This is a genomic window from Streptomyces sp. NPDC031049 (assembly GCF_055571015.1).
Genome location: NZ_JBVIGC010000019.1, coordinates 1 through 22,202 on the forward strand (window position 1 = coordinate 1; position 22,202 = coordinate 22,202).

18 protein-coding genes, 5 tRNA genes and 1 pseudogene are annotated in these 22,202 nt (G+C 70.6%); 14 read left to right on the forward strand and 10 right to left on the reverse strand.

Annotated features, from left to right (window positions below):
• The coding region (locus ACZ45Q_RS27345) for an acyl-CoA carboxylase subunit beta (protein WP_468266080.1) at positions 1 to 887 on the forward strand (887 nt) is incomplete at its 5' end.
• 18 nt (positions 888 to 905) lie between these two features.
• Positions 906 to 1,100, forward strand: coding sequence for an acyl-CoA carboxylase subunit epsilon (locus tag ACZ45Q_RS27350; protein ID WP_468266082.1), 195 nt, complete (start codon positions 906 to 908; stop codon positions 1,098 to 1,100).
• Between the two features lie 198 nt (positions 1,101 to 1,298).
• On the opposite strand, the gene ACZ45Q_RS27355 is transcribed toward ACZ45Q_RS27350, so the two are convergent.
• The 8 genes from ACZ45Q_RS27355 to ACZ45Q_RS27390 all read right to left on the reverse strand — a co-directional run bounded on the left by ACZ45Q_RS27355 (position 1,299) and on the right by ACZ45Q_RS27390 (position 11,896).
• Complete coding sequence (locus tag ACZ45Q_RS27355) at positions 1,299 to 1,880, reverse strand: GTP-binding protein (RefSeq protein ID WP_114255509.1); 582 nt, start codon at positions 1,878 to 1,880, stop codon at positions 1,299 to 1,301.
• Positions 1,861 to 2,436, reverse strand: coding sequence for a DUF742 domain-containing protein (locus tag ACZ45Q_RS27360; RefSeq protein ID WP_468266084.1), 576 nt, complete (start codon positions 2,434 to 2,436; stop codon positions 1,861 to 1,863). Before ACZ45Q_RS27360 ends, ACZ45Q_RS27355 begins: the two co-directional genes overlap by 20 nt.
• A gap of 94 nt (positions 2,437 to 2,530) precedes the next feature.
• Positions 2,531 to 2,944, reverse strand: a complete 414-nt coding sequence (locus ACZ45Q_RS27365; protein WP_004983065.1) for a roadblock/LC7 domain-containing protein — start codon at positions 2,942 to 2,944, stop codon at positions 2,531 to 2,533.
• Positions 2,945 to 2,954: 10 nt separating this feature from the next.
• Positions 2,955 to 6,209: a sensor histidine kinase gene (locus ACZ45Q_RS27370; RefSeq protein ID WP_468266086.1), complete on the reverse strand. Its 3,255-nt coding sequence runs from the start codon at positions 6,207 to 6,209 to the stop codon at positions 2,955 to 2,957.
• Between the two features lie 376 nt (positions 6,210 to 6,585).
• Positions 6,586 to 7,161: a GTP-binding protein gene (locus ACZ45Q_RS27375; protein ID WP_161225507.1), complete on the reverse strand. Its 576-nt coding sequence runs from the start codon at positions 7,159 to 7,161 to the stop codon at positions 6,586 to 6,588.
• The gene (locus tag ACZ45Q_RS27380; RefSeq protein ID WP_200262880.1) at positions 7,142 to 7,540 is read right to left on the reverse strand and encodes a DUF742 domain-containing protein; all 399 of its coding nucleotides are present in this window, start codon (positions 7,538 to 7,540) and stop codon (positions 7,142 to 7,144) included. The genes ACZ45Q_RS27375 and ACZ45Q_RS27380 overlap by 20 nt, the downstream gene beginning before the upstream one ends.
• A 111-nt stretch (positions 7,541 to 7,651) precedes the next feature.
• Positions 7,652 to 8,065, reverse strand: a complete 414-nt coding sequence (locus ACZ45Q_RS27385; protein ID WP_468266088.1) for a roadblock/LC7 domain-containing protein — start codon at positions 8,063 to 8,065, stop codon at positions 7,652 to 7,654.
• Between the two features lie 9 nt (positions 8,066 to 8,074).
• Complete coding sequence (locus ACZ45Q_RS27390; protein WP_468266090.1) at positions 8,075 to 11,896, reverse strand: sensor histidine kinase; 3,822 nt, start codon at positions 11,894 to 11,896, stop codon at positions 8,075 to 8,077.
• Positions 11,897 to 12,498: 602 nt separating this feature from the next.
• Here ACZ45Q_RS27390 and ACZ45Q_RS27395 point away from each other — a divergent pair.
• The 3 genes from ACZ45Q_RS27395 to gltX all read left to right on the forward strand — a co-directional run bounded on the left by ACZ45Q_RS27395 (position 12,499) and on the right by gltX (position 15,170).
• The gene (locus ACZ45Q_RS27395) at positions 12,499 to 12,687 is read left to right on the forward strand and encodes a hypothetical protein (protein ID WP_468266092.1); all 189 of its coding nucleotides are present in this window, start codon (positions 12,499 to 12,501) and stop codon (positions 12,685 to 12,687) included.
• A gap of 181 nt (positions 12,688 to 12,868) precedes the next feature.
• On the forward strand, positions 12,869 to 13,654 hold the full coding sequence (locus ACZ45Q_RS27400) for a fumarylacetoacetate hydrolase family protein (protein ID WP_468266094.1): 786 nt from the start codon (positions 12,869 to 12,871) through the stop codon (positions 13,652 to 13,654).
• A complete protein-coding gene (gene gltX, locus ACZ45Q_RS27405) occupies positions 13,647 to 15,170 on the forward strand; it encodes a glutamate--tRNA ligase (protein WP_468266096.1) in 1,524 nt (507 codons plus the stop codon). The genes ACZ45Q_RS27400 and gltX overlap by 8 nt, the downstream gene beginning before the upstream one ends.
• Before the next feature lie 369 nt (positions 15,171 to 15,539).
• Here the strand turns inward: gltX and ACZ45Q_RS27410 are convergent, their stop codons facing one another.
• A complete protein-coding gene (locus ACZ45Q_RS27410; protein WP_468266098.1) occupies positions 15,540 to 15,998 on the reverse strand; it encodes a hypothetical protein in 459 nt (152 codons plus the stop codon).
• Positions 15,999 to 17,255: 1,257 nt separating this feature from the next.
• Between ACZ45Q_RS27410 and ACZ45Q_RS27415 the strand changes: the two are divergent.
• The 6 genes and pseudogenes from ACZ45Q_RS27415 to ACZ45Q_RS27440 all read left to right on the forward strand — a co-directional run.
• Positions 17,256 to 17,984, forward strand: a pseudogene (locus ACZ45Q_RS27415) (HAD family hydrolase); the annotation flags it as partial.
• 91 nt (positions 17,985 to 18,075) lie between these two features.
• A tRNA-Gln gene (locus ACZ45Q_RS27420) sits at positions 18,076 to 18,147 on the forward strand.
• 39 nt (positions 18,148 to 18,186) lie between these two features.
• Positions 18,187 to 18,259, forward strand: a tRNA-Glu gene (locus ACZ45Q_RS27425).
• Positions 18,260 to 18,288: 29 nt separating this feature from the next.
• Positions 18,289 to 18,361, forward strand: a tRNA-Glu gene (locus ACZ45Q_RS27430).
• A 20-nt stretch (positions 18,362 to 18,381) separates the two neighbouring features.
• Positions 18,382 to 18,453: transfer RNA gene (locus ACZ45Q_RS27435), tRNA-Gln, on the forward strand.
• A gap of 28 nt (positions 18,454 to 18,481) precedes the next feature.
• Positions 18,482 to 18,554: transfer RNA gene (locus tag ACZ45Q_RS27440), tRNA-Glu, on the forward strand.
• A 152-nt stretch (positions 18,555 to 18,706) separates the two neighbouring features.
• On the opposite strand, the gene ndgR is transcribed toward ACZ45Q_RS27440, so the two are convergent.
• The gene (ndgR, locus tag ACZ45Q_RS27445) at positions 18,707 to 19,423 is read right to left on the reverse strand and encodes an IclR family transcriptional regulator NdgR (protein ID WP_009320373.1); all 717 of its coding nucleotides are present in this window, start codon (positions 19,421 to 19,423) and stop codon (positions 18,707 to 18,709) included.
• Positions 19,424 to 19,620: 197 nt separating this feature from the next.
• On the opposite strand from ndgR, the gene leuC reads away from it, so the two are divergent.
• The 3 genes from leuC to ACZ45Q_RS27460 all read left to right on the forward strand — a co-directional run bounded on the left by leuC (position 19,621) and on the right by ACZ45Q_RS27460 (position 22,145).
• The gene (leuC, locus tag ACZ45Q_RS27450; RefSeq protein ID WP_468266100.1) at positions 19,621 to 21,051 is read left to right on the forward strand and encodes a 3-isopropylmalate dehydratase large subunit; all 1,431 of its coding nucleotides are present in this window, start codon (positions 19,621 to 19,623) and stop codon (positions 21,049 to 21,051) included.
• A 6-nt stretch (positions 21,052 to 21,057) separates the two neighbouring features.
• On the forward strand, positions 21,058 to 21,651 hold the full coding sequence (leuD, locus tag ACZ45Q_RS27455) for a 3-isopropylmalate dehydratase small subunit (protein WP_468266102.1): 594 nt from the start codon (positions 21,058 to 21,060) through the stop codon (positions 21,649 to 21,651).
• A 263-nt stretch (positions 21,652 to 21,914) separates the two neighbouring features.
• Entirely contained in the window at positions 21,915 to 22,145 is a 231-nt protein-coding gene (locus tag ACZ45Q_RS27460) for an SCO5555 family protein (RefSeq protein ID WP_468266104.1), read from the forward strand.
• Positions 22,146 to 22,202: the final 57 nt, after the last annotated feature.

Consider the following 22,202-nt stretch of genomic DNA (forward strand, 5'->3'; position numbering starts at 1 on the left):
CCTCCGGTGTGTGTCACTTCGCCTACGACGACGAGGAGACCTGCCTCGCCGAGGTCCGCTACCTGCTCTCCCTCCTCCCGCAGAACAACCGGGAGAACCCCCCGCGGGTGGAGGCCACCGACCCCGTCGACCGCCGCTCCGACGTCCTCCTCGACCTCGTCCCGGCGGACGGCAACCGGCCCTACGACATGGCCAAGGTCATCGAGGAGGTCGTCGACGACGGCGAGTACCTCGAGGTCCACGAGCGCTGGGCGCGGAACATCATCTGCGCGCTGGCCCGCCTCGACGGCCAGGTCGTCGGCATCATCGCCAACCAGCCGCAGACCCTGGCCGGCGTCCTCGACATCGAGGCCTCGGAGAAGGCCGCACGCTTCGTCCAGATGTGCGACGCGTTCAACATTCCGATCGTCACCCTCCTCGACGTACCCGGCTTCCTCCCCGGCGTCGACCAGGAGCACGGCGGCATCATCCGCCACGGCGCCAAGCTCCTCTACGCCTACTGCAACGCCACCGTCCCCCGCATCTCGCTGATCCTGCGCAAGGCCTACGGCGGCGCCTACATCGTCATGGACAGCCAGTCCATCGGCGCGGACCTGACGTACGCCTGGCCGACGAACGAGATCGCCGTGATGGGCGCGGAGGGCGCCGCCAACGTCATCTTCCGCCGTCAGATCGCCGAGGCCGAGGACCCCGAGGCGATGCGGCAGAAGATGGTCAAGGAGTACAAGGCGGAGCTGATGCACCCGTACTACGCGGCCGAACGCGGCCTCGTCGACGACGTCATCGACCCCGCCGAGACCCGCGAGGTGCTCGTCAAGTCCCTGGCGATGCTCCAGACCAAGCACGCCGACCTGCCGTCCCGCAAGCACGGCAACCCGCCGCAGTGACCCTGAGGAGCCTGTCGCATGTCCCTGCCTGACATCCGCGTCGAGAAGGGCCACGCCGAGCCCGAGGAAGTCGCCGCGATCACGGCGATCCTGCTGGCCCGTGCCGCCGCCCGGCCCGCAGAGACCGCCCCGGCCCACCGTGGCCGCGTCCGCGCGGGCTGGCGCCGCCTGGAACGCGAACCGGGCTTCCGAGCCCCGCACAGCTGGCGCTGACCCCACCGAAAAGGCCCCCTCACCAGAGGGGGCCTTTCCCGTGACCAGCGTGCGCCTCGTCGACGTCCGTCGGGGCAACGCCCCTCCAGGGGCGCGGGGAACTGCGCGACCAGCCACACTCGACCCGCACCCCGGCACACAACGGCCCCCGGCAGCCTCAGTGGCCGCAGGGGGCGTTGCACCGAACCCGGTGGGGTGTTACCGGAGGCGGGCCATGAGCGCGTGCTCCACGAGAGTGATCAGCGTCGACTTCGCGTCCGCCCGGTGCCGGGCGTCGGTGGTGATGATCGGCGTGTCCGGGCCGATCTGCAGGGCCTCGCGGACCTCGTCCGGCGTGTACGGCTGCTGGCCGTCGAAGCCGTTCAGGGCGATCACGAACGGCAGCCCGGAGTTCTCGAAGTAGTCGACGGCGGGGAAGCAGTCGGCGAGCCTCCTCGTGTCGACCAGCACGACCGCGCCGATGGCGCCCCGCACCAGGTCGTCCCACATGAACCAGAAGCGGTCCTGGCCGGGCGTGCCGAACAGGTACAGGATCAGGTCCTGGTCGAGCGTGATGCGGCCGAAGTCCATGGCGACCGTGGTGGTCGTCTTGTCCCCGGTGTGGGTGAGGTCGTCGATGCCCGCCGAAGCAGACGTCATGACGGCCTCCGTGCGCAGCGGGTTGATCTCCGAGACGGCGCCGACGAACGTGGTCTTGCCCACGCCGAAGCCGCCCGCCACCACGATCTTCGCGGAGGTGGTGGAGCGGGAAGGACCGCCGCTAGAGCTTGCGAAGTCCACTGAGCACCCTTTCGAGCAGTGTCACGTCTGGCTGGCCGCCGGCGTTCTCGTCGCCGCCGGGCTGATGGATGGCGACCAGGCCCGCCTCCGCCAAGTCGGCGACGAGGATCCTGGCCACGCCGAGAGGGATGGTCAGAAGGGCCGAGATCTCGGCTACCGACTTGATCTCACGGCAGAGGTTGCAGATCCGCTGATGCTCGGGCAGCTGGCCCTGCATCTGATGCGGCTGCGCGGTGGTGTGCACCAGCGCCTCGATGGCGAGCTGGTACCGCGGCCTGGTACGGCCGCCCGTCATGGCGTACGGACGCACCAGGGGGTTGTTGTTCGACGCCCCGGAGGGCGCCGGCTCGGGGGTGCGGCGCTGCGGCTGCACGGGCTGGATGCGCGGTGCCTGCGGCTGGTCGTACGGCGAGGATCCGGGACCCTGCGGCGCGTACGGCTGCCGGTGGCTGGGCGTGGAGGGGTAGCCGTACGGGTTCGACGAGCCGTCGTTCGGACCCTGGCCAGGGCCGTACGACCAGTTGCCCGAAGACGAACCGCCTGGGGGTGTTGCCACTTTCTCCTCCTCCGACTGTGCCTGGCACCCATCACTGTGGAGCCGCGTCCCGAAACCTTACGGCCCCGGGACGCCAAAACGCACCGTCTGCCCGTTAGTTGAGAAGGCTCCCTTGGAGCTCGGCGCGCAGGTCCGGCGTGAGGACCGTACCGGCACGGTCCACCAGAAGGGCCATCTCGTACCCGATGAGGCCGATGTCCGCCTCCGGGTGTGCAAGAACGGCGAGCGAAGAACCGTCGGAGATGGACATGATGAAGAGGAATCCCCGCTCCATCTCCACAACCGTCTGGTTCACGCTGCCGCCCTCGAAGATGCGCGAGGCACCGGCGGTCAGCGAGGTCAGACCGGAGGCGACGGCCGCGAGCTGGTCGGCGCGGTCGCGCGGGAAGCCTTCGGACATCGCCAGAAGGAGTCCGTCGGCGGAGACCACCACCGTGTGGGACACCCCCGGGGTGTTGTCCACGAAGTTGGTGATCAACCAGTTCAGGTTCTGTGCCGCCTGGCTCATCGGGCTCACACTAACGCTCCTGGTTGTAGGTGCTGTCAGGACCGAAGCCCTGGCCGTTCGTTTCACTGCCTGCGGTGCGGCCTCTTTGGACGCCGCGCCGCAGGTTGCTCAGCCTGCCCCGGACGTCCTCCGGGGCACGGGAGACCTGTGGGCCCCCCTGGGGGGTGGTTTCGGCGGAACCCTCGACCAGGTTGGCCCTGGGCACCCGCCGTGGCAGGCCGGAGGAGGTCACCCCGCCCGCCTTCGGCTTCCGCAACGCCGAGGCCTGCTGCCAGCGGTCGTCGTTCGCCGAACGCCAGCCGCTGTCGCCGTTGCTCCCGTTGCTCTCCTGCGCGGGGGCCGGCGCCTCGTGGTGCACGTGCCGCGCATCGCCCGGTCCGCTCGCGGTGGACCCGCGGCGCGGCAGCCCGGCGTCGGTCAGCTCGTGCCCTGCGGTGGGGGCCGGTCCCGAACGGTCGAAGCCTACGCGGTCCGCCTCGTTCACGTCAGCGGCCTGCGCGGACTCCGTTTCCGGAGCATCCGCAGGGTACTGGGCGGGGTAGCCGTTCTGGTAGCCGTCCTGCTGCGGCCAGTCGTCCTGCTGGCGCCGCTGCCCGAAGGCCGGGAAGCCCTCCGGCGCGCCGTGCTGCTCCTGGACCGGCTCGGCGCCGAAGGAGGAGGGGTCGGGGTAGCCGCCGCCGTTCGCGTAGGCGTCGCCCTGGGGGGCGTTGCCGTTCGGCGCGTAGTACTGCTCCTCGTACGCCTGCTGCTGCCCCGCGTCGTACGACGGCTGGTGCTCCTCGTACGCCTCCGGACGGTCGTACCCGCCGGTCTGCTGCTCCTGGTAGCCGCCCTGGCCTTGGTCGCCGTAGGCCGGCTGCCGGCCGGTGAACTGGTCCTGGAAGCCGGTCGTCCCGTCCTCGCCGGGGCCGCCCTGGTCCAGCGCCGGGGGCTGGCCGTGCGTCTGGGCCTCCAGGGCCGCGCGGCGCTCCTCGCGCATCAGGGACCGGCCGACCGGGTCCAGCTCACGGATGTCGTCGGGGACGTCCGCGTAGCGGCTGTCGTCGAAGCCCAGCTCGGCGGCGGTCCGCATGGGCTGGCTGAAGTCCTCGCCGCCCGGGAAGTGCTGCTCCGGGATGATCTGCGAGACGGTGAACTCGTCGCGCTCCATCTGCTGCTCGCCGCCACCGCCGTGGGTGATGGCGTCCGGGAGCATGACCAGCGAGGTGGTGCCCGCCTGCTCGCCGGAGGGGCGCAGCTGGACGCGGATGCCGTGCCGGTCGGACAGCCGGCCGACCACGAACAGGCCCATGCGCTGCGAGATCGCGGCGTCCACGGTCGGCGGGTTGGCCAGCTTGTGGTTGATGTCGGCGAAGTCCTCGGCGGTCAGGCCGATGCCCTTGTCGTGGATCTCGACCATCACGCGGCCGTCCGGCAGCCGGGTCGCGGTGACCCGGACCTTGGTCTGCGGCGAGGAGAAGGTGGTGGCGTTCTCCAGCAGCTCGGCGAGCAGGTGCACGAGGTCGGTCACGGCGCGGCCGTGGATCTCGGCGTCCGGCACACCGGACAGCTCGATGCGCTCGTACTGCTCCACCTCGGAGGAGGCGGCGCGCAGCACGTCGACCAGCGGGACCGGCTGATCCCAGCGGCGGCCGGGCTCCTCGCCGGCGAGGACGAGGAGGTTCTCGCCGTTGCGGCGCATACGGGTCGCCAGGTGGTCCAGCTTGAAGAGGTTCTCCAGCTGGTCCGGGTCGGCCTCGTTGTTCTCCAGGTCGGTGATCAGGGTCAGCTGGCCCTCGATCAGCGACTGGTTGCGGCGCGAGAGGTTGGTGAAGATCGCGTTGATGTTGCCCCGCAGCAGGGCCTGCTCGGAGGCGAGCCGGACCGCCTCGCGGTGGACCTGGTCGAAGGCGCGGGCGACTTCGCCGATCTCGTCGGTCGAGGTGATCGGGATCGGCGCCACCCGGGTGTCGACCCGGCCGGGGTCGGTGCGGGAGAGCTGGTCGACCAGCATCGGCAGACGCTGCTCGGCGATGCCGAACGCGGCGTTGCGCAGCTGGCGCATCGAGCGGCTCATCTGGCGGGCCACCATGCCGGCCAGGATGAACGCGGCGAGCAGCGCGACCACGACGATGGCACCGGTGATGTAGGCGTCCTGCTCGGCGTCGTCGGCGATCTGCGCCGCCTCGGTCACCGCCTTGTCGGCGAGGTCCGACTCGATGGTGCGGTAGGCGTCGAACTTGAGGGTGTTGACCGCCCACCAGTTCTCGGGAGTGATGCCCTTCTCGGCCAGGGCCGCCCGCGCGCCCGGGTCCGTCGACTGAAGGCGGGCCACCTCGGTGACCATCGTGGTCGGGTTGGCCGGCGGCGGCACGTAGTCCGGGTCCTTGGCCTTGGCCTCCTTGGCCATGGCCGCGCCGTCCTCCTTGAGCTTCTCCTCGGCGTCCTCGAGCTTCTGGGCGTCCTCCTCGGTGCCACCGCCGATGTACTCCTCGATGGCGATGCGCTCGAGGTAGGCGTAGGAGGAGAGGGCGACGCGCTGGCTGGCCAGGTGGCTGGGCTCCGGGCCCGGCTTGACCAGCAGCTGGGTGCCGATGGACCGCTGGAGGGAGAGCGCGGCCTTGGTCAGGGATATCGCGTAGACCGTACGGCCGTAGGAGGTGATGTTGCCCGTGCCCAGACCGAGCTCGTTGGCGAACTCCATCAGCGGGTGGGCGATCTGGACGTAGCCCTCCTGGGTCTCCACGCCCTTGAGCTTGCTCGTGTAGGCGGCCTCGCGCAGCGACTGGAGCTTGGGCTCCTGCTCCCGGAAGAGCTTCAGGCGGCGCTCCAGACCGGCCTTGTCCGGCATGCCCTGCGCGGCCTCGTCGAAGGCGTCGGCGGCCTGGTCCGTGGCGGCGCGGACCTGGGTGACGGTCTTGTCGTCCCGCTTGCCCTGGAGCAGCGGGGCGGCGGAGGTGTCGCGCTCGACGTAGAGGGCGTTGGCGTAGGTGAGGGACGCCTGCACCAGGCGTGCGGTCTTCTCGGCGTCCTCGGCGTCCTGCCAGGTGTCGATCGAGCTCTTCACCTGGAAGCCGCCCATGACCAGGCCGACCAGCACGGGTATGAGCAGGATCGCGTTCAGCCGGGTCGCCACCCGCCAGTTGCGAGGGGAGAACCGCCCGCCGCTCGGGGCGGGCGCGGCCGTGGGTTCCGGACCTGGCACGGGGGCGGGCGCCGCTGTGCGCGGCGGCGGGGTGAAGTTGCCCCGGGCCGACGGCTCGGGACTGTTCTTGCTTCGCCTCACTCGACCAACAACCTCTCGGCGGTCGGCACCTACGTCGTGCCGCAGTGTCTCAGAGCCCAATGCGCCTTCGAGTACGCGCTACCGATGAGTACGTCTTCGGCCATTGAGCAGTTCTGGCATTCCAGCACGACGACCAGCGCTCTTCCAAACGGCAGTACGGGACTTGTAAGGCCCAGATAAAACGGTCATAAAGAGCGAGGAGCGCCAAAAGGCGGGTCGTTCGTGAGCACAGCGAGACCAGATGTGCGCGACGCGTGGCGGTACCACCGGATTCCTCTGCCGAAACGTTATGAACACCGGAGCCGACCGTGTCAAAGGACACAGCCGGCTCCAGAACGCCTACGACAACTGCCGTACACCGCTGCCGACTTGATCGTCAGCGCAGCCGGGCCATCAGCGCGTGCTCGACCAGCGTGATCAGCGCACTCTTGGCGTCCGCGCGGTGCCGGGCGTCGGTGGTGATGATCGGGGTGTCCGGGCCGATCTGCAACGCCTCGCGCACCTCGTCCGGGGTGTACGGCTGCTGGCCGTCGAACCCGTTGAGCGCCACGACGAACGGCAGCCCGCTGTTCTCGAAGTAGTCCACCGCCGGGAAGCAGTCGGCCAGCCGGCGGGTGTCGCACAGCACGACCGCGCCGATGGCGCCCCGCACCAGGTCGTCCCACATGAACCAGAAGCGGTCCTGGCCGGGCGTGCCGAACAGGTACAGGATCAGGTCCTGGTCGAGGGTGATGCGGCCGAAGTCCATGGCGACCGTGGTGGTCGTCTTGTCCCCGGTGTGGGTGAGGTCGTCGATGCCGGCGCTGGCGGACGTCATGACGGCCTCCGTGCGCAGCGGATTGATCTCCGAGACGGCGCCGACGAACGTGGTCTTGCCGACGCCGAAGCCGCCGGCCACCACGATTTTGGCGGAGGTGGTCGCCCGGCCTCCGTCAGAGCTTGCGAAGTCCACTGAGCACCCTTTCGAGCAGTGTCACGTCCGGCGCACCGCCGTTGCTTTCGTCGCCGCCCGGCTGGTGGATGGCGACGAGCCCGGCCTCCGCGAGGTCCGCGACCAGGATCCGTGCGACGCCCAGCGGCATCGCGAGAAGGGCCGAGACCTCGGCGACCGACTTCACCTCACGGCACAGATGGCAGATGCGCTGGTGCTCGGGGAGCAACCCCATGAGCGCTGCCGGGTCGGCCGTCGTGCTGATCAGCGCCTCGATGGCGAGCTGGTAGCGCGGCCGGGTCCGGCCGCCGGTCATCGCGTACGGACGTACCAGCGGCTGGTCGCCCTCGTCCTCGTACGGCTCCGCGTACGGATCATGAGAGGCGGTGGGCGGGGTCATGGATCCTCCGGGCGGGACAGCAGGTCGGTCAGTCGTGCCGTCTAGCGGGGCCGGTGGGGGGATTGTGGCGGCCGGACGGTGATTTGGTGAGACGGGTGGTGCCGGGGCCGATCAGTGGAGCAGACTTCCCTGTAGTTCCGCGCGCAGGTCCGGAGTGAGGACCGCTCCCGCGCGGTCGACGAGGAGCGTCATCTCGTAGCCGACGAGGCCGATGTCGCACTCCGGGTGGGCGAGGACGGCCAGGGACGAGCCGTCCGAGATGGACATGAGGAAGAGGAAGCCTCTTTCCATTTCGACGACCGTCTGCGCCACGGTGCCGCCGTCGAAGATCCGGGACGCCCCGGCCGTCAGCGAGGTCAGACCCGAGGCGACGGCCGCGAGCTGGTCGGCGCGGTCGCGCGGGAACCCTTCCGACATCGCCAGAAGGAGTCCGTCGGCGGACACGACGACGGTGTGGGACACCCCTGGCGTGTTGTCCACGAAATTCGTGATCAACCAGTTCAGGTTCTGTGCCGCCTGGCTCATCGGACTCAACTAACGCTCCTGCTGGTGAGAGGGCCGGGGAAAGCTGCCGGTCTGGTTGGCACCGGCCTGACGGCCCTGTGCGATACCCCGACGGAGGTTGGTCAGCCGACCGCGCACGTCGTCGGGCGCGCGCGAGACCTGCGGACCGCTCTGGTGCGACTGCTGCTGTGCGGTGCCCGGCACGAGGTTCGCGCGGGGCACCCGGCGCGGCAGACCGGACGTGGTGACCCCGCCGGCCGCCGGCTGCCTGACCCGCTCGGCCTGCCGGACGAGCTCGTCGTTGGGCGAGGTGCGCCAGGAGGCGGCGGTCCGCTGCGGAGCGGACGGCTGCGGAGCGGGGTGGCCCTGCCCGGCGGAGGCGGCCTGCGGCCGCTGCGCCTGGTCCGGAGCCGGACCGCCCGCCTGCGCCCGCTCCCCGCGGTCGCCGTGGAACCAGTTCGTCTCCAGCGTGTCGTACAGCGGCGTCCGCCCGTCCCCGGGACCCGCCGGCGGCAGGGCCTCGGGCTCCGGGCGGGGCGCGGGACGCTGCGGCCGGGGAGCCGGCCGGCGCGGTCCGCCGAAGTCGTCGCCCGCCGTCTGCGGGCTCGGGAACTGGCCCGTGGAGCCGTTGTCGTAGCCCTGCGGAGCGGCGAACTGTCCCGGACCGCCCGGGGCCTGCGCACCGTTCACACCGTTCTGGCCGCCGCGGCCGCCCTGGGCGTCGGAACCGTTCCGGCCGCCCTGACCGGCGGGCGCGCCGAAGACGTCCTGGCGGACGAACTGCCCGGTGCCCTGCGCGGAGCCGGCCTCCGGCTGTCCGAACCGGTCACCGTACGCGGCACCGCCGGCCTGTGCGTCCGCCGGGGAGCCCGGCTCCGGACGGGCGAAGTGGCCGGTGCCGTGCTGCCCGCCGGCACCGGGGGCGTCGAAGTCCGGACGGGCGAACTCGGCGGTGGCGCCGGGGCCCTGGCCCTGCTGCTCGCCGTACCCGGACACCGCCGGGATCTCCGCGGTCGCGCCCGGACCCTGCCGGTCGTCGACGCGCGGCGCGCGGGAGGTGCGGGAGACGTCCGGCTCCTCGTGGCCGCGCGGGGCGTCCAGCGAGGCGCGCGGCACGGACGGCTGCGCGTTCTCGTCGCTCCAGCTGGGCGTGCGCGGCGGCGGGTTGCCGCCGGGCAGCTCGGCCCGCGGCCCGCCGCGGGGCGGCAGCTGCGGGCGGCGGCCCTGCTCGGCGTCGCCGTTGCCGGCTCCCTTGCGGTGCCCGCGCTGCGGGGGCACCGGGCCACGGCCGCCGCCGAAGGCGTCCTCGCCCTGGTTGCGCGGCGCGTTCATCCCGGCCGCCTGGAGGCCCTGCGGGGCACCCGGCGCCTGACCGGCAGCGGCACCCGCGCCGGCCGGCGCCGGACGGTTCTGCTGCTGGGGCGCCGCCGGGGCCTGGGGCCCGCGGGCACCGCCCGGCGCACCACCCGGACGGCCACCGCCGTCCCGGCCGGGCAGCGCGGCACGCGGCCCCTGCCCGGCGCCGAGCAGGCCACCGCCCTGCCCGCCGGAGCCGAGGGCGCCGCCACCGGAGGGGCCGCCGCCGAAGCCGCCGCCCTGACCGCCCGCCTGCCGGCGGGCCGCCGCGGCACCGGCCGCGGCCTGCGCGGCGGCCGGACCGCCGCCGCCACCGGGCTGACCGGGCTTGCCCTGCGGCTTCTTGCCGCCCTGGGCGACGTCGACGGGCAGCATGACCAGCGCGGTCGTACCGCCGGAGTCCGACGGGCGCAGCTGGATGCGGATGCCGTGGCGCTGCGAGAGGCGGCCGACCACGAACAGACCCATGCGGCGGGAGACGGAGACGTCCACGGTGGGCGGCGAGGCGAGCCGCTCGTTGATCGCCGCCAGGTCCTCCGGCGACAGACCGATACCGGTGTCGTGGATCTCGATCAGGACGCGGCCGTCGGGCAGTGCGTGACCGGTGACCTTGACCTTGGTCTGCGGGGAGGAGAACGAGGTCGCGTTCTCCAGCAGCTCGGCGAGCAGGTGCACGAGGTCGTTGACGACCCGGCCGGCCACCTCGGTGGCGGGCACGGCGGCCAGTTCGATGCGCTCGTACTGCTCCACCTCGGAGGCGGCGGCACGCAGCACGTCGACCAGCGGGACCGGGCGGGTCCACCGGCGGCCGGGCTCCTCACCCGCGAGGACGAGGAGGTTCTCGCCGTTACGGCGCATGCGGGTCGCGAGGTGGTCGAGCTTGAACAGCGAGGACAGCTGGTCCGGGTCGGCCTCGCGGGACTCCAGCTCGGAGATGAGGGAGAGCTGGCGCTGGATCAGACCCTGGGAGCGGCGCGAGAGGTTGGTGAACATCGCGTTGACGTTGCCCCGCAGCAGGGCCTGCTCGGCGGCGAGGCGGACCGCCTCGCGGTGCACGTCGTCGAAGGCCGCGGCCACCCGGCCGATCTCGTCCCGGGAGTGCACGCCGACCGACTCCACGGAGGTGTCGACGTCCTGCGGGTCGGACTCCGAGAGCTGCTTGACCAGCTCGGGCAGGCGGTCGGAGGCGACCTTGGTCGCGGTCTCCTCCAGCCGGCGCAGCGAGCGGATCATGGAGCGGGCCACGACGAAGGCGCCGACCAGCGACACGCCGAGCACGATGAGGATCAGCGCACCGGAGATGATCGCCTCGCGCTCGGAGGCGCTGCGCAGCTCACGCGCCTTCTGCTCCATGTCCTCCAGCAGCGTGCGCTCGATGTTCGTCATCTGCTGGATCTTGGTGGAGCTGTCGTCCAGCCAGTCCTGGTAGGAGCGCTTGTCCAGGGACTTCAGCGCGTCCTTGCTGGCCAGGGCGCGGCCGGCGTACTCGTCGGTCGCCTCGATGGTCGGGTTGCCCTGGTCGATGGGCTTGAGCAGGTCCTCGGCGCCGTTGCCGTAGATGCTGGTGAAGGCGCGGATGTCGGACCGCTCGCCCTGGAGCGCGGCCTCGCCGTAGAGGCGGTCGTTCTCGGAGATCTTGCCGAACGTGGTGTTGCTGGCCGGCAGGGCGGCGGCGATCACCGCGCGCTGCACCGAGGCGTACTCCTTGGCCGAGGAGAAGGCCGCCAGGGCGCGCGTGCGCTGGATCATCTCCGGATTGCTGGTGGCCTCCGCCATGTCCTGCGAGAGGTCGAGCAGGTGGGTGATCAGGCGGTGGTAGGCCTCGACGGTCTGGGTGGAGTTGCCCTCGGCCTCGTAGGCGGTGGCACGGATCTTGTTGAGGTTATTGAGCTCGCCAGCGAGGCCGACCACGGTTTCACGGACACCGGCAAGGTTGCCCTCTTTGCCAGCGGCGTCGATCGCCTCGGAACTATCGATGAAGTTCTTCCGGGCCCGGTCGGTCTTCTCCCGGTCGCCCTTGATGGCGATGGCGCTCGCGCTGGAGTTGTGGGCCAGCGGACCGGCGGACTGGTCGCGCTCCTCCTGGAGCGCGGCGGCCAGCTCGGTCGCCTGCTTGGTCATCTCCGTCAGCAGCTTCATGTTGTCGAGCTGCTGGATGTTCTCCATCGACTCGTTGATGCGCAGGGCGCCCAGCGAGGTGGCCGCGACCACGGGCAGCGCGAGCAGCGACACGAGTCGGGTGGAGATCCGCCAGTTGCGCAGGGCTATTCGGGAGCCGGGGCCGGTCGGGCCCTTCGGCGGCCTCACCACCGGCGTGGCCGGGTCGGACGGGCTCGACGGGCCGGGGCGGCCGGAACGCTCGCCGCCGTCACCGGTCGGGGCCGGACCCTGGTTCTGGGCGTGCTGGGGCGAGGAGCTGACGGCCCTGGGGCCAGTCCCGCCGTGCGGCTCCGGCTCCGCCGAAGCGCTGCCATCCCTCTTGAAACGTCCCTGCACTAGCGTCGCAACCTCTGGACCAGGCGCCCTGCCGCGTGAACGGCCAGGCACGGTGTCGGCGTCATAGGGGCGCCCTGAATACGCCCCCGTGGTGGTCGTGAGTGACCGGCGCTGGACTCCCCCTTCTTGCCGCCACTCGGCGCTTCTCTGCGCCCCCTGTGCGCCGGCTCGATCCTGCGGCGGTCCGTGGAATTCCAGCACAGTGCAGGATCTCCAACAAGGCCCGTGGGCCAGGCCGTGACACAGGTGACACCACGTGAGGGGCGAGTCACGGCTTGTAGAAGGTGATCACCCTCAAAACGGACGTATGTCCGCGATTCGTCGACCGGTCGAGGGTGTCCCAGTCGCCATGATCAGGAGCGGAATGCGGGCTTCAGGGGTGAGATGTCCGTTTCGCGGGGGTGGGTCGGCGGTCTGAATTGACCGGTTTGAGCCTTGCTGAGTGAGCAAACTCACAGCCGGAACATGTCCCCTCCTGGCTTCGGCGGGGAATCGCATGTTTAGCCTGACCCTTTACAAAAGGGATGCATCTGCCAACCCGCGCCCCCGCAGCGACTCTTACCCGCTCCCGGCGCCCGGACACGACAAGGTCTCGTACAACCGTGAAGACGACGATGATGTTCCGCAAGATCGCCAACCCGCGACGCACGACGCTGGCGCACCTGGCCGACGCCGACGACCTGCGCCCGCAGGAGCAGCAGGAGCACCCCGTCGAGCTCCCCGCCCAGACGGCCAACCCGCGGCGCACCGTCCTCATGGAAGCCCCCGTCGGAGCCTCTGCCGCAGAGTAGTACGTCCGCCGGCCGCGGCACGTTCACCGGGCCGGCCCCGCACAGAAGATCACGGGCGCCCGCGCGCTCCGGCGAACGGCCCTGCCGGGCCACGACGGGTCGTGCGCGAGGCGCCCGCGGTCTGCCGCGTTAGCCTGGAGCGTCAGACTCCAGCCGCTTCAGTCAAGGGGCCAAGCAACCCGTGCGCATCGCCAGGTTCTCCATCGACGGGAACGTCGCCTTCGGCGCGGTCGAGGGCGACCAGCCGGACCAGCTCGTCCTCGACATCATCAAGGGCATCCCGTTCGCGGACTTCGAGCTCTCCGGCACCAAGGTGCCGCTGAGCAAGGTCCGGCTGCTGCCGCCGGTGCTCCCCAACAAGGTCGTGGCCTTCGGCCGCAACTACGCCGAGCACGCCCGCGAACTCGGCAACGAGGCCCCCGACGCCCCGTTCGCCTTCTTCAAGCCGTCCACCTCGGTCATCGGCCCCGGCGACGAGATCCAGTACCCCTCCTTCTCGCAGGAGCTGCACCACGAGGCCGAGCTGGCCGTCGTCATCGGCCGCATGTGCCGCGAGGTCCCGCGCGAGCGCGTCGGGGACGTGATCCTCGGCTTCACCTGCGCCAACGACATCACCGCCCGTGACGTGCAGAAGCGCGAGAAGCAGTGGGCCCGGGCCAAGGGCTTCGACACCTCCTGCCCGCTCGGCCCCTGGGTGGAGACGGACATCGGCCTCGCCGCCGCCTCCGACCTGACGATCCAGCTCACGGTCAACGGGCAGCAGCGCCAGCTCGGCCGCACCAGCGAGATGATCCACTCCATCGAGGACCTGGTCGTCAACGTCTCCGAGGCCATGACACTGCTGCCCGGCGACGTGATCCTCACCGGCACCCCGGCCGGAGTCGGCCCCCTCAACGTCGGCGACGAGGTCGCCGTCACCATCGAAGGCATCGGCACTCTCACCAACAAGGTTGTCAAGCGTGGCTAGCGCACCCGGCTCCCCCTCCCCCAAGTCCTCGGCTCCGCTCGGACAGGGGGTACCCCCACGCGTCCGTTTCTGCCCCTCGCCCACCGGTAACCCCCACGTGGGCCTGGTCCGCACCGCCCTGTTCAACTGGGCGTTCGCCCGGCACCACCAGGGCACCCTGGTCTTCCGCATCGAGGACACCGACGCGGCCCGCGACTCCGAGGAGTCGTACCGGCAGCTGCTCGACTCGATGCGCTGGCTGGGCTTCGACTGGGACGAGGGCCCCGAGATCGGCGGCCCGCACGCGCCGTACCGCCAGTCGCAGCGGATGGACCTGTACAAGGACGTCGCCCAGAAGCTCCTGGACGCCGGCCACGCCTACCACTGCTACTGCTCCCAGGAGGAGCTGGACACCCGCCGCGAGGCCGCCCGCGCCGCCGGGAAGCCCTCCGGCTACGACGGCCACTGCCGTGAGCTGACCGCCGCCCGGGTCGAGGAGTACAAGGCCCAGGGCCGCACGCCGATCGTCCGCTTCCGGATGCCCGACGAGACGATCACCTTCACCGACCTGGTCCGCGGCGAGCTGACCTTCACCCCGGAGAACGTCCCGGACTACGGCATCGTCCGCGCCAACGGCGCCCCGCTGTACACCCTGGTCAACCCGGTCGACGACGCCCTGATGGAGATCACCCACGTCCTGCGCGGCGAGGACCTGCTCTCCTCCACCCCGCGCCAGATCGCCCTGTACAAGGCGCTGATCGAGCTGGGCATCGCCAAGGAGATCCCGGCCTTCGGCCACCTGCCGTACGTGATGGGCGAGGGCAACAAGAAGCTCTCCAAGCGCGACCCGCAGTCCAGCCTGAACCTCTACCGGGAGCGCGGCTTCCTGCCCGAGGGCCTGCTCAACTACCTCTCCCTGCTCGGCTGGTCGCTCTCGGCCGACCAGGACGTCTTCACGATCGAGGAGATGGTCGCGGCCTTCGACATCTCCGACGTGAACCCCAACCCGGCCCGCTTCGACCTGAAGAAGTGCGAGGCGATCAACGGCGACCACATCCGGCTGCTGGACGTGAAGGACTTCACCGAGCGCTGCCGCCCCTGGCTGAAGGCCCCGTTCGCCCCCTGGGCGCCGGAGGACTTCGACGAGACCAAGTGGCAGGCGATCGCCCCGCACGCGCAGACCCGCGTGAAGGTCCTTTCGGAGATCACCGACAACGTCGACTTCCTGTTCCTTCCGGAGCCCGTCGAGGACGAGGCCTCCTGGAACAAGGCGATGAAGGAGGGCAGCGACGCCCTGCTGCGCACCGCCCGCGAGAAGCTGGACGCCGCCGACTGGACCTCCCCGGAGTCCCTGAAGGAGGCCGTCCTGGCGGCCGGCGAGGCCCACGGCCTCAAGCTCGGCAAGGCCCAGGCCCCCGTCCGCGTCGCCGTCACCGGCCGCACGGTCGGCCTGCCGCTCTTCGAGTCCCTGGAGGTCCTGGGCAAGGAGAGGTCCCTGGCCAGGATCGACGCGGCACTGGCGAAGCTGGCGGCGTAATGCACCGAGGCTGGCCTGTCCATCGCCCGACCTAGCACGGATCGACAGGCCGGGCCCAGCTTGAGCTGTGCGGGCTCCGCCGAGTTGCGGCGGTTGACGTAGGCCGCGGTACCGGCGAGGTCGCTACCGGTCCGCAACAGGTGGAGTCCGCACATGGCGCGCAGCGGTCGGGTGCTTGGCCTGGAGGGAACACGCGGAACGGTCTGCCGTCTTTCTCGGCAGACCGTTCACGCTAACCGGGGCTGGGAAGCAAACCGGGTTACCGGGTGCACATGTACCCGGAAGCCGTCTCATGCGAGCAGGTCAGCATCCCCCGCGTTAAGGAGCCCAAATTGCGGTGTGGGCGATATAGTCACGTCGGTGGTGTACTTAGGCGCGCCCGGAGTAGGCAAAGCTGCATTGCTCCACGTAGGAGCCCTTGATCGCACAGAGCTGGATGTAGACCGTTGTTCCTTCGGCAAGATTGCCGGTGCTCCACGGGCTGTAGTAGACAGCTGTGTGACCGCGGGTCGTTGCAGTGCGCCCTGTTGCGGGATGGGTCATGTGGGCCTCCATGCCCCAACCATCGGAGAGCCGGTCGAGAACCCGGAACGCGTCTCCAGGCATGGTTGGGTTCTGGAGGGGGTCGGCGTTCCACTCCATCAAGCCCGCGTAAGTGCCGTTGTTGTAGGCAGCGATGGTGAAGGATCCGTCTGAGTCTACGGCGCTCTTCTTGAACGTCCACTCGGCGGCTGCTGCCTGGTTTGCGCCTAGCGTGAGCGACGCGCCGAGTATGAGTGCACTGGTAGCGAAGAGCGCACTGAGGCGCTGCGTGATCCTCTTGGTCATGAAATTACCCCCTGATGGTCAACTAGTTGCAACCAGTGATCCTTCCGGTGCGTGTCGCTGTTGTCAACTGTGTGTAATCGATGGGTTCGGGCCGCGGGCAGTGGAGGCGGTGTGTGGGTGCGGTGCGTCTGAACTCCGCGGGGTCGCCGTAGTCAGCTTGCCTGCCCGGTCGCCTTCGTCGTGGATGGTGGGGCCAACCCTCGTTGGGGCGGTGATCGTTCCCAGGCGGCTGCGGTCGCACTATCGGCTCAGGTCCCAAGTAGGACTTGCCCCCTACCTTCAGCAGCCGTGCGGGAGGAAACGGCTGGATCGTGTATCCGCCCTGTCTTAGGCGGGGCGCGGCCGAGTCATAGGGGCGGTGGTAGGCGGAACATCCGCAACGCGGACGACGTGTGCGGCGCTAACCCGGCCCGGGAGTTGCGTCGACTCATATCATCCCACGCTGGGCAGGCCGCGTCAGAACTGGCGGGGACACGCAGCTCGGGGCCTCGCGGCCTGGGGTCGGGTTCGCACGCCCCGCCGGACGAACGGATTGCCCTCTCCGCGTCGGCGCCCTGTCCTGGGCACTGAAGGGCCGACTCGCACGAGGTGGGCCGTAACCGAACGAGAGGCGGCCCACGTCGCGGTCGGCGCTCCGTGCCCCGGAGGGTGTGCGCGGCAGGCCTTGTTAGTGGGCTGGCCGAAGGTCACCGAGTGCGTCGCGTTTTTGGCTGCTCCGGTACCGCTGGCCCAGCCCTGCTACGAACCTCCGCGAGGGTGCACATCGGGAAAATGGGTATGGCCGTAACTGAATGCCCGCGCCCGCCTACCCAGCGGCACATCAGGGGTGACCTTGTGATGCTTGTCTCAGGCGCCTGACGACTTGGCAGTGCGTCTCTGGCGCGGCTAACGGTCGCCAGTAGTCATCGCCAAGGGAACGTACGGTGCCGTGCTCGCTGGGCTTGGGCGCGCCACTGAGCCAGTTGCAGCGTGGAACACTTACCTGTTCCTCTCGGTAGATCTTGGATCCCAGACCTCAAACCTGTCGGACGAGGTCGCTGGTGCTCCGCTGCCGTCGGTGGCATGCCGACCAGAGCCGCCGGAGGGGCCGGCGCCGCCGAACCGGAGGGAGCCGCCGGACGGGCCGCGTCCGCCCAGCCGGCCGGCACCGCCGAAGGGGCCGGAGCCGCCGGGCCGGCCGCATCCGTCCAACGGGCCGTTGCCGCCGAACCCGCCGTAGCCGCCGAATCCGCCGCACCCGCCGGAGCCGTCGGGCCGGTCAGAGCCGTCGTCTGGGACGTCGACGACACCCTCTTCGACTACACCACCGCCGACCGCGAGGGCATGCGGGCCCACCTGGCCGCCGAGGGCCTGCTCGAGGGGTACGGCTCCGCCGAGCAGGCCCTGCTGCACTGGCGGGAGATCACCGACGCGCAGTGGGCGCGGTTCGCCGCCGGCGAGGTGGACTTCGTCACGCAGCGCCGGGACCGTACCCGGGTCTTCCTGGGCCGGCCGGAGCTGACGGACGCCGAGGCCGACGACTGGTTCACGCGGTACCTGCGCCACTACGAGGCCGCCTGGTCGCTGTTCCCGGACGTCCTGCCGGTCCTCGACGCCCTCGCCGCCAGCCACCGGCACGCGGTGCTCTCCAACTCCAGCCTGACCGTCCAGGACCGCAAGCTGCGCGTCCTGGGCGTGCACGACCGCTTCGAGACCATCCTGTGCGCCGCTGAGCTGGGCGTCTCCAAGCCCGAGCCCGCCGCCTTCCTCGCGGCCTGCGACGCGCTCGGCCTCGCCCCGCACGAGGTCGCGTACGTCGGGGACCACCCGGAGATCGACGGCCGCGGCGCCGCCGACGCCGGGCTGCTGTCGGTGTGGATCGACCGCGCCGGAGCCCGGGCGGCCGTCGACCCGCCCAGCGGCCCGCGCCGCATCGCGTCCCTCGCCGAACTCCCCGCACTCCTCGGCGGCGATACTCGTTTTGGAGCCCCGTCCACCTTCGGGTAATGTTCTTTCTGCGCCGCCGGGGAGCGGGCCGAGAGGCCGGAACCGGAAGCGCACTACTAGAACAAGAACCCCTCCGGGGCTTGCGTTCCAGTGGCCTATGGTGTAATTGGCAGCACGACTGATTCTGGTTCAGTTAGTCTTGGTTCGAGTCCAGGTAGGCCAGCTCGCAGAGCTTATCTGCAATCGCGGATCCCATCCGCAAGCCCCCGTTGTGTAGCGGCCTAGCACGCTGCCCTCTCAAGGCAGTAGCGCCGGTTCGAATCCGGTCGGGGGTACGGTGACCTCTCACGAGGTGATCGCTAGGGCCCCCGTTGTGTAGCGGCCTAGCACGCCGCCCTCTCAAGGCGGTAGCGCCGGTTCGAATCCGGTCGGGGGTACTGACTGGTCTAAACCACATTGGTCTATGGTGTAATTGGCAGCACGACTGATTCTGGTTCAGTTAGTCTTGGTTCGAGTCCAGGTAGACCAGCTCGGACCTGCGGAAACGCAGTGTCCACGCCCCCGTTGTGTAGCGGCCTAGCACGCCGCCCTCTCAAGGCGGTAGCGCCGGTTCGAATCCGGTCGGGGGTACGTGATCGAAAGGCCCCTCGCTCAGGCGGGGGGCCTTCGGCGTTCCGGGGGAGCGGAGCAACGCCCCCTGCGGTGTCATCGGTTCGGTGCCTGCTCCCGAAGCCGGGGAAGGGCCCGCCGCGGCGTTGAGGCCGGCCCGTCCCCGTACCGGCTCAGCCGGAGCGGCGCAGCGCCTCGGACAGACGGGCGGCCGCGTCGATGACGGCCTGCGCGTGCATCCGGCCCGGGTGGCGCGTCAGGCGCTCGATCGGGCCGGAGACCGAGACGGCGGCCACCACGCGGTTGGAGGGGCCGCGCACGGGCGCGGAGACGGACGCCACGCCCGGCTCCCGCTCGCCGATGGACTGGGCCCAGCCCCGGCGCCGTACGCCCGACAGGGCCGTCGCCGTGAAGCGGGCGCCCTGGAGGCCCCGGTGCAGCCGCTCCGGCTCCTCCCAGGCCATCAGGATCTGGGCCGAGGAGCCGGCCTTCATCGTGAGCGTCGAGCCCACCGGGACCGTGTCCCGCAGGCCGGACAGCCGCTCCGCCGCGGCGACGCAGATGCGCATGTCGCCCTGGCGGCGGTAGAGCTGCGCGCTCTCGCCCGTGACGTCCCGGAGGTGGGTGAGCACCGGGCCGGCCGTCGCCAGCAGCCGGTCCTCGCCCGCCGCCGCGGCCAGCTCGGCCAGGCGCGGGCCGAGGATGAACCGGCCCTGCATGTCGCGCGCCACCATGCGGTGGTGTTCCAGCGCCACGGCCAGGCGGTGGGCCGTGGGTCGTGCCAGTCCGGTCGCGCCGACCAGACCCGCGAGGGTGGCCGGACCGGACTCCAGAGCGCTCAGGACGAGTGCCGCCTTGTCCAGAACGCCGACGCCGCTACTGTTGTCCATGCAACGATACTCGCGTCTCACTCTGTGAAACGCAAGTTCAATTTTCCGTGGAACGCGCCACCCTTGGTGTCACGAAGTCACAGCGGCCCGTGGACGTGAGGGCCTGGTGGCGGACGCCCGGAATCAAGGGGTGCGGGCGACGCCTCCTGAAGATCTCTAGTTGGGCCGGCGCACGTTCGCCGGCCGGAGGGAAAGCGATGGGTAGGACACTCGCGGAGAAGGTCTGGGACGACCACGTCGTCCGGCGCGCCGAGGGCGAGCCCGACCTCCTCTTCATCGATCTGCACCTGCTGCACGAGGTGACCAGCCCGCAGGCCTTCGACGGCCTCCGCAAGAGCGGCCGGACCGTGCGCCGGCTCGACCTGACCATCGCCACCGAGGACCACAACACCCCGACCCTCGACATCGACAAGCCCATCGCGGACCCGGTCTCCCGGGCCCAGCTGGAGACGCTGCGCAAGAACTGCGCGGAGTTCGGCGTCCGGCTGCACCCGCTGGGCGACGTGGAGCAGGGCGTCGTGCACGTCGTCGGCCCCCAGCTGGGCCTGACCCAGCCCGGCACCACCGTGGTCTGCGGCGACTCCCACACCTCCACCCACGGCGCCTTCGGCGCGCTGGCGTTCGGCATCGGCACCTCCCAGGTCGAGCACGTGCTGGCCACCCAGACGCTGCCCATGGCCCGCCCGAAGACCATGGCCATCACGGTCGACGGCGAGCTGCCCGAGGGCGTCACCGCCAAGGACCTGATCCTGGCGATCATCGCCAGGATCGGCACCGGCGGCGGCCAGGGCTACATCCTGGAGTACCGCGGCTCCGCCATCGAGAAGCTCTCGATGGAGGCCCGGATGACCATCTGCAACATGTCGATCGAGGCCGGCGCCCGCGCGGGCATGATCGCCCCCGACGAGACCACCTTCGCCTACCTCAAGGGCCGCCCGCACGCCCCCGAGGGCGCCGACTGGGACGCGGCCGTCGCGTACTGGAAGACGCTGCGCACGGACGACGACGCCGAGTTCGACGCCGAGGTCGTCATCGACGCCTCCGCACTCGCCCCGTTCGTCACCTGGGGCACCAACCCCGGGCAGGGTGCCCCGCTTTCGGCGTCCGTCCCCGACCCCGCCTCGTACGAAGACGCTTCGGAGCGCTACGCCGCCGAAAAGGCCCTGGAGTACATGGGGTTGGAGGCCGGCCAGCCGCTGCGTTCCATCAAGGTGGACACGGTCTTCGTAGGTTCCTGCACCAACGGGCGGATCGAGGACCTGCGGGCCGCCGCCGAGCTGCTCAAGGGCCGCAAAGTCGCCGACGGCGTACGGATGCTGGTCGTCCCCGGCTCCGCTCGGGTCGGCCTCCAGGCCGTCTCCGAGGGGCTGGACGTGGTCTTCAAGGAGGCCGGCGCCGAGTGGCGGCACGCGGGCTGCTCGATGTGCCTGGGCATGAACCCCGACCAGCTGGCGCCGGGTGAGCGCTCCGCCTCCACCTCCAACCGCAACTTCGAGGGCCGGCAGGGCAAGGGCGGCCGCACCCACCTGGTCTCCCCGCAGGTCGCCGCCGCGACGGCGGTCCTGGGCCACCTGGCCTCCCCGGCCGACCTCGCCGCCGCCGACGTCCCCACGCCCGCTGGAGTCTGATCAGCCATGGAAGCATTCACCACCCACACCGGCCGGGCCGTCCCGCTGCGCCGCAGCAACGTCGACACCGACCAGATCATCCCCGCCCACTGGCTCAAGAAGGTCACCCGCGACGGGTTCGAGGACGGGCTGTTCGAGGCCTGGCGCAAGGACCCGGAGTTCGTGCTCAACCGGCCCGAGCGGCAGGGCGCCACGGTCCTGGTCGCCGGCCCCGACTTCGGCACCGGCTCCTCCCGCGAGCACGCCGTCTGGGCGTTGCAGAACTACGGCTTCAAAGCCGTGATCTCCTCCCGCTTCGCCGACATCTTCCGCGGCAACTCGCTGAAGAACGGCCTGCTCACCGTGGTGCTCGACCAGAAGGTCGTGGACGCGCTGTGGGAGCTGACCGAGGCCGACCCCACGGCCGAGGTCACGGTCGACCTCGAGGCCCGCGAGGTGCGCGCCGAGGGCATCACCGCCTCCTTCGAACTGGACGAGAACTCCCGCTGGCGGCTGCTGAACGGCCTGGACGACATCTCGATCACGCTCCGGAACGAGGCGGACATCGCCGCCTACGAGGCGAAGCGTCCGTCGTACAAGCCGCGGACGCTCCCGGTCTGAGCCCCGGCCCGGAACCACCCGGCGCAAGGTCGAGTTTCGGCCACCCAACACCCCCGCGATACCCCCGATCAGCCCGATCGGGGGTATCGCCGTTTTCCGGGTCCCGCGTGCCCGCGACCGGCCGGAGGCGAGCGCAACTGCCCACGTTACGGCGGTGGTTGCCGGGGTACGCGGGAGAAGCGAGCGCGCCCGCGGCAGGCCGTGCGAGACGACAGTTGCCCCCTGCGCAGGCGACAACTCGCCCCAGATGGCACAATCTGTGCATGGAACACGACGGCCAACTCGAGCTCTATGCGGCGGTCGCGGTCCGGCTCAAGGAAGCGCACTCACGGGTGCGCGCACTGCAAGTCCCGGAGGGCGTACGGATGGCGCTGACCCGGAAGCTGCTGGTCATTACGGCCGCGGCCAAGCACGATCTCGCCGACGCGGCAAGGCGTCTGGAGCGGTTCACCGCCGACCTCGACGAGGGCCGATTCCCCGAAGAGGAACGCTGAACAGGCGGAGACAGCCGAGTCCGTTGCGGCACAAGGGTGATTAGCCCGTTTCGTGTT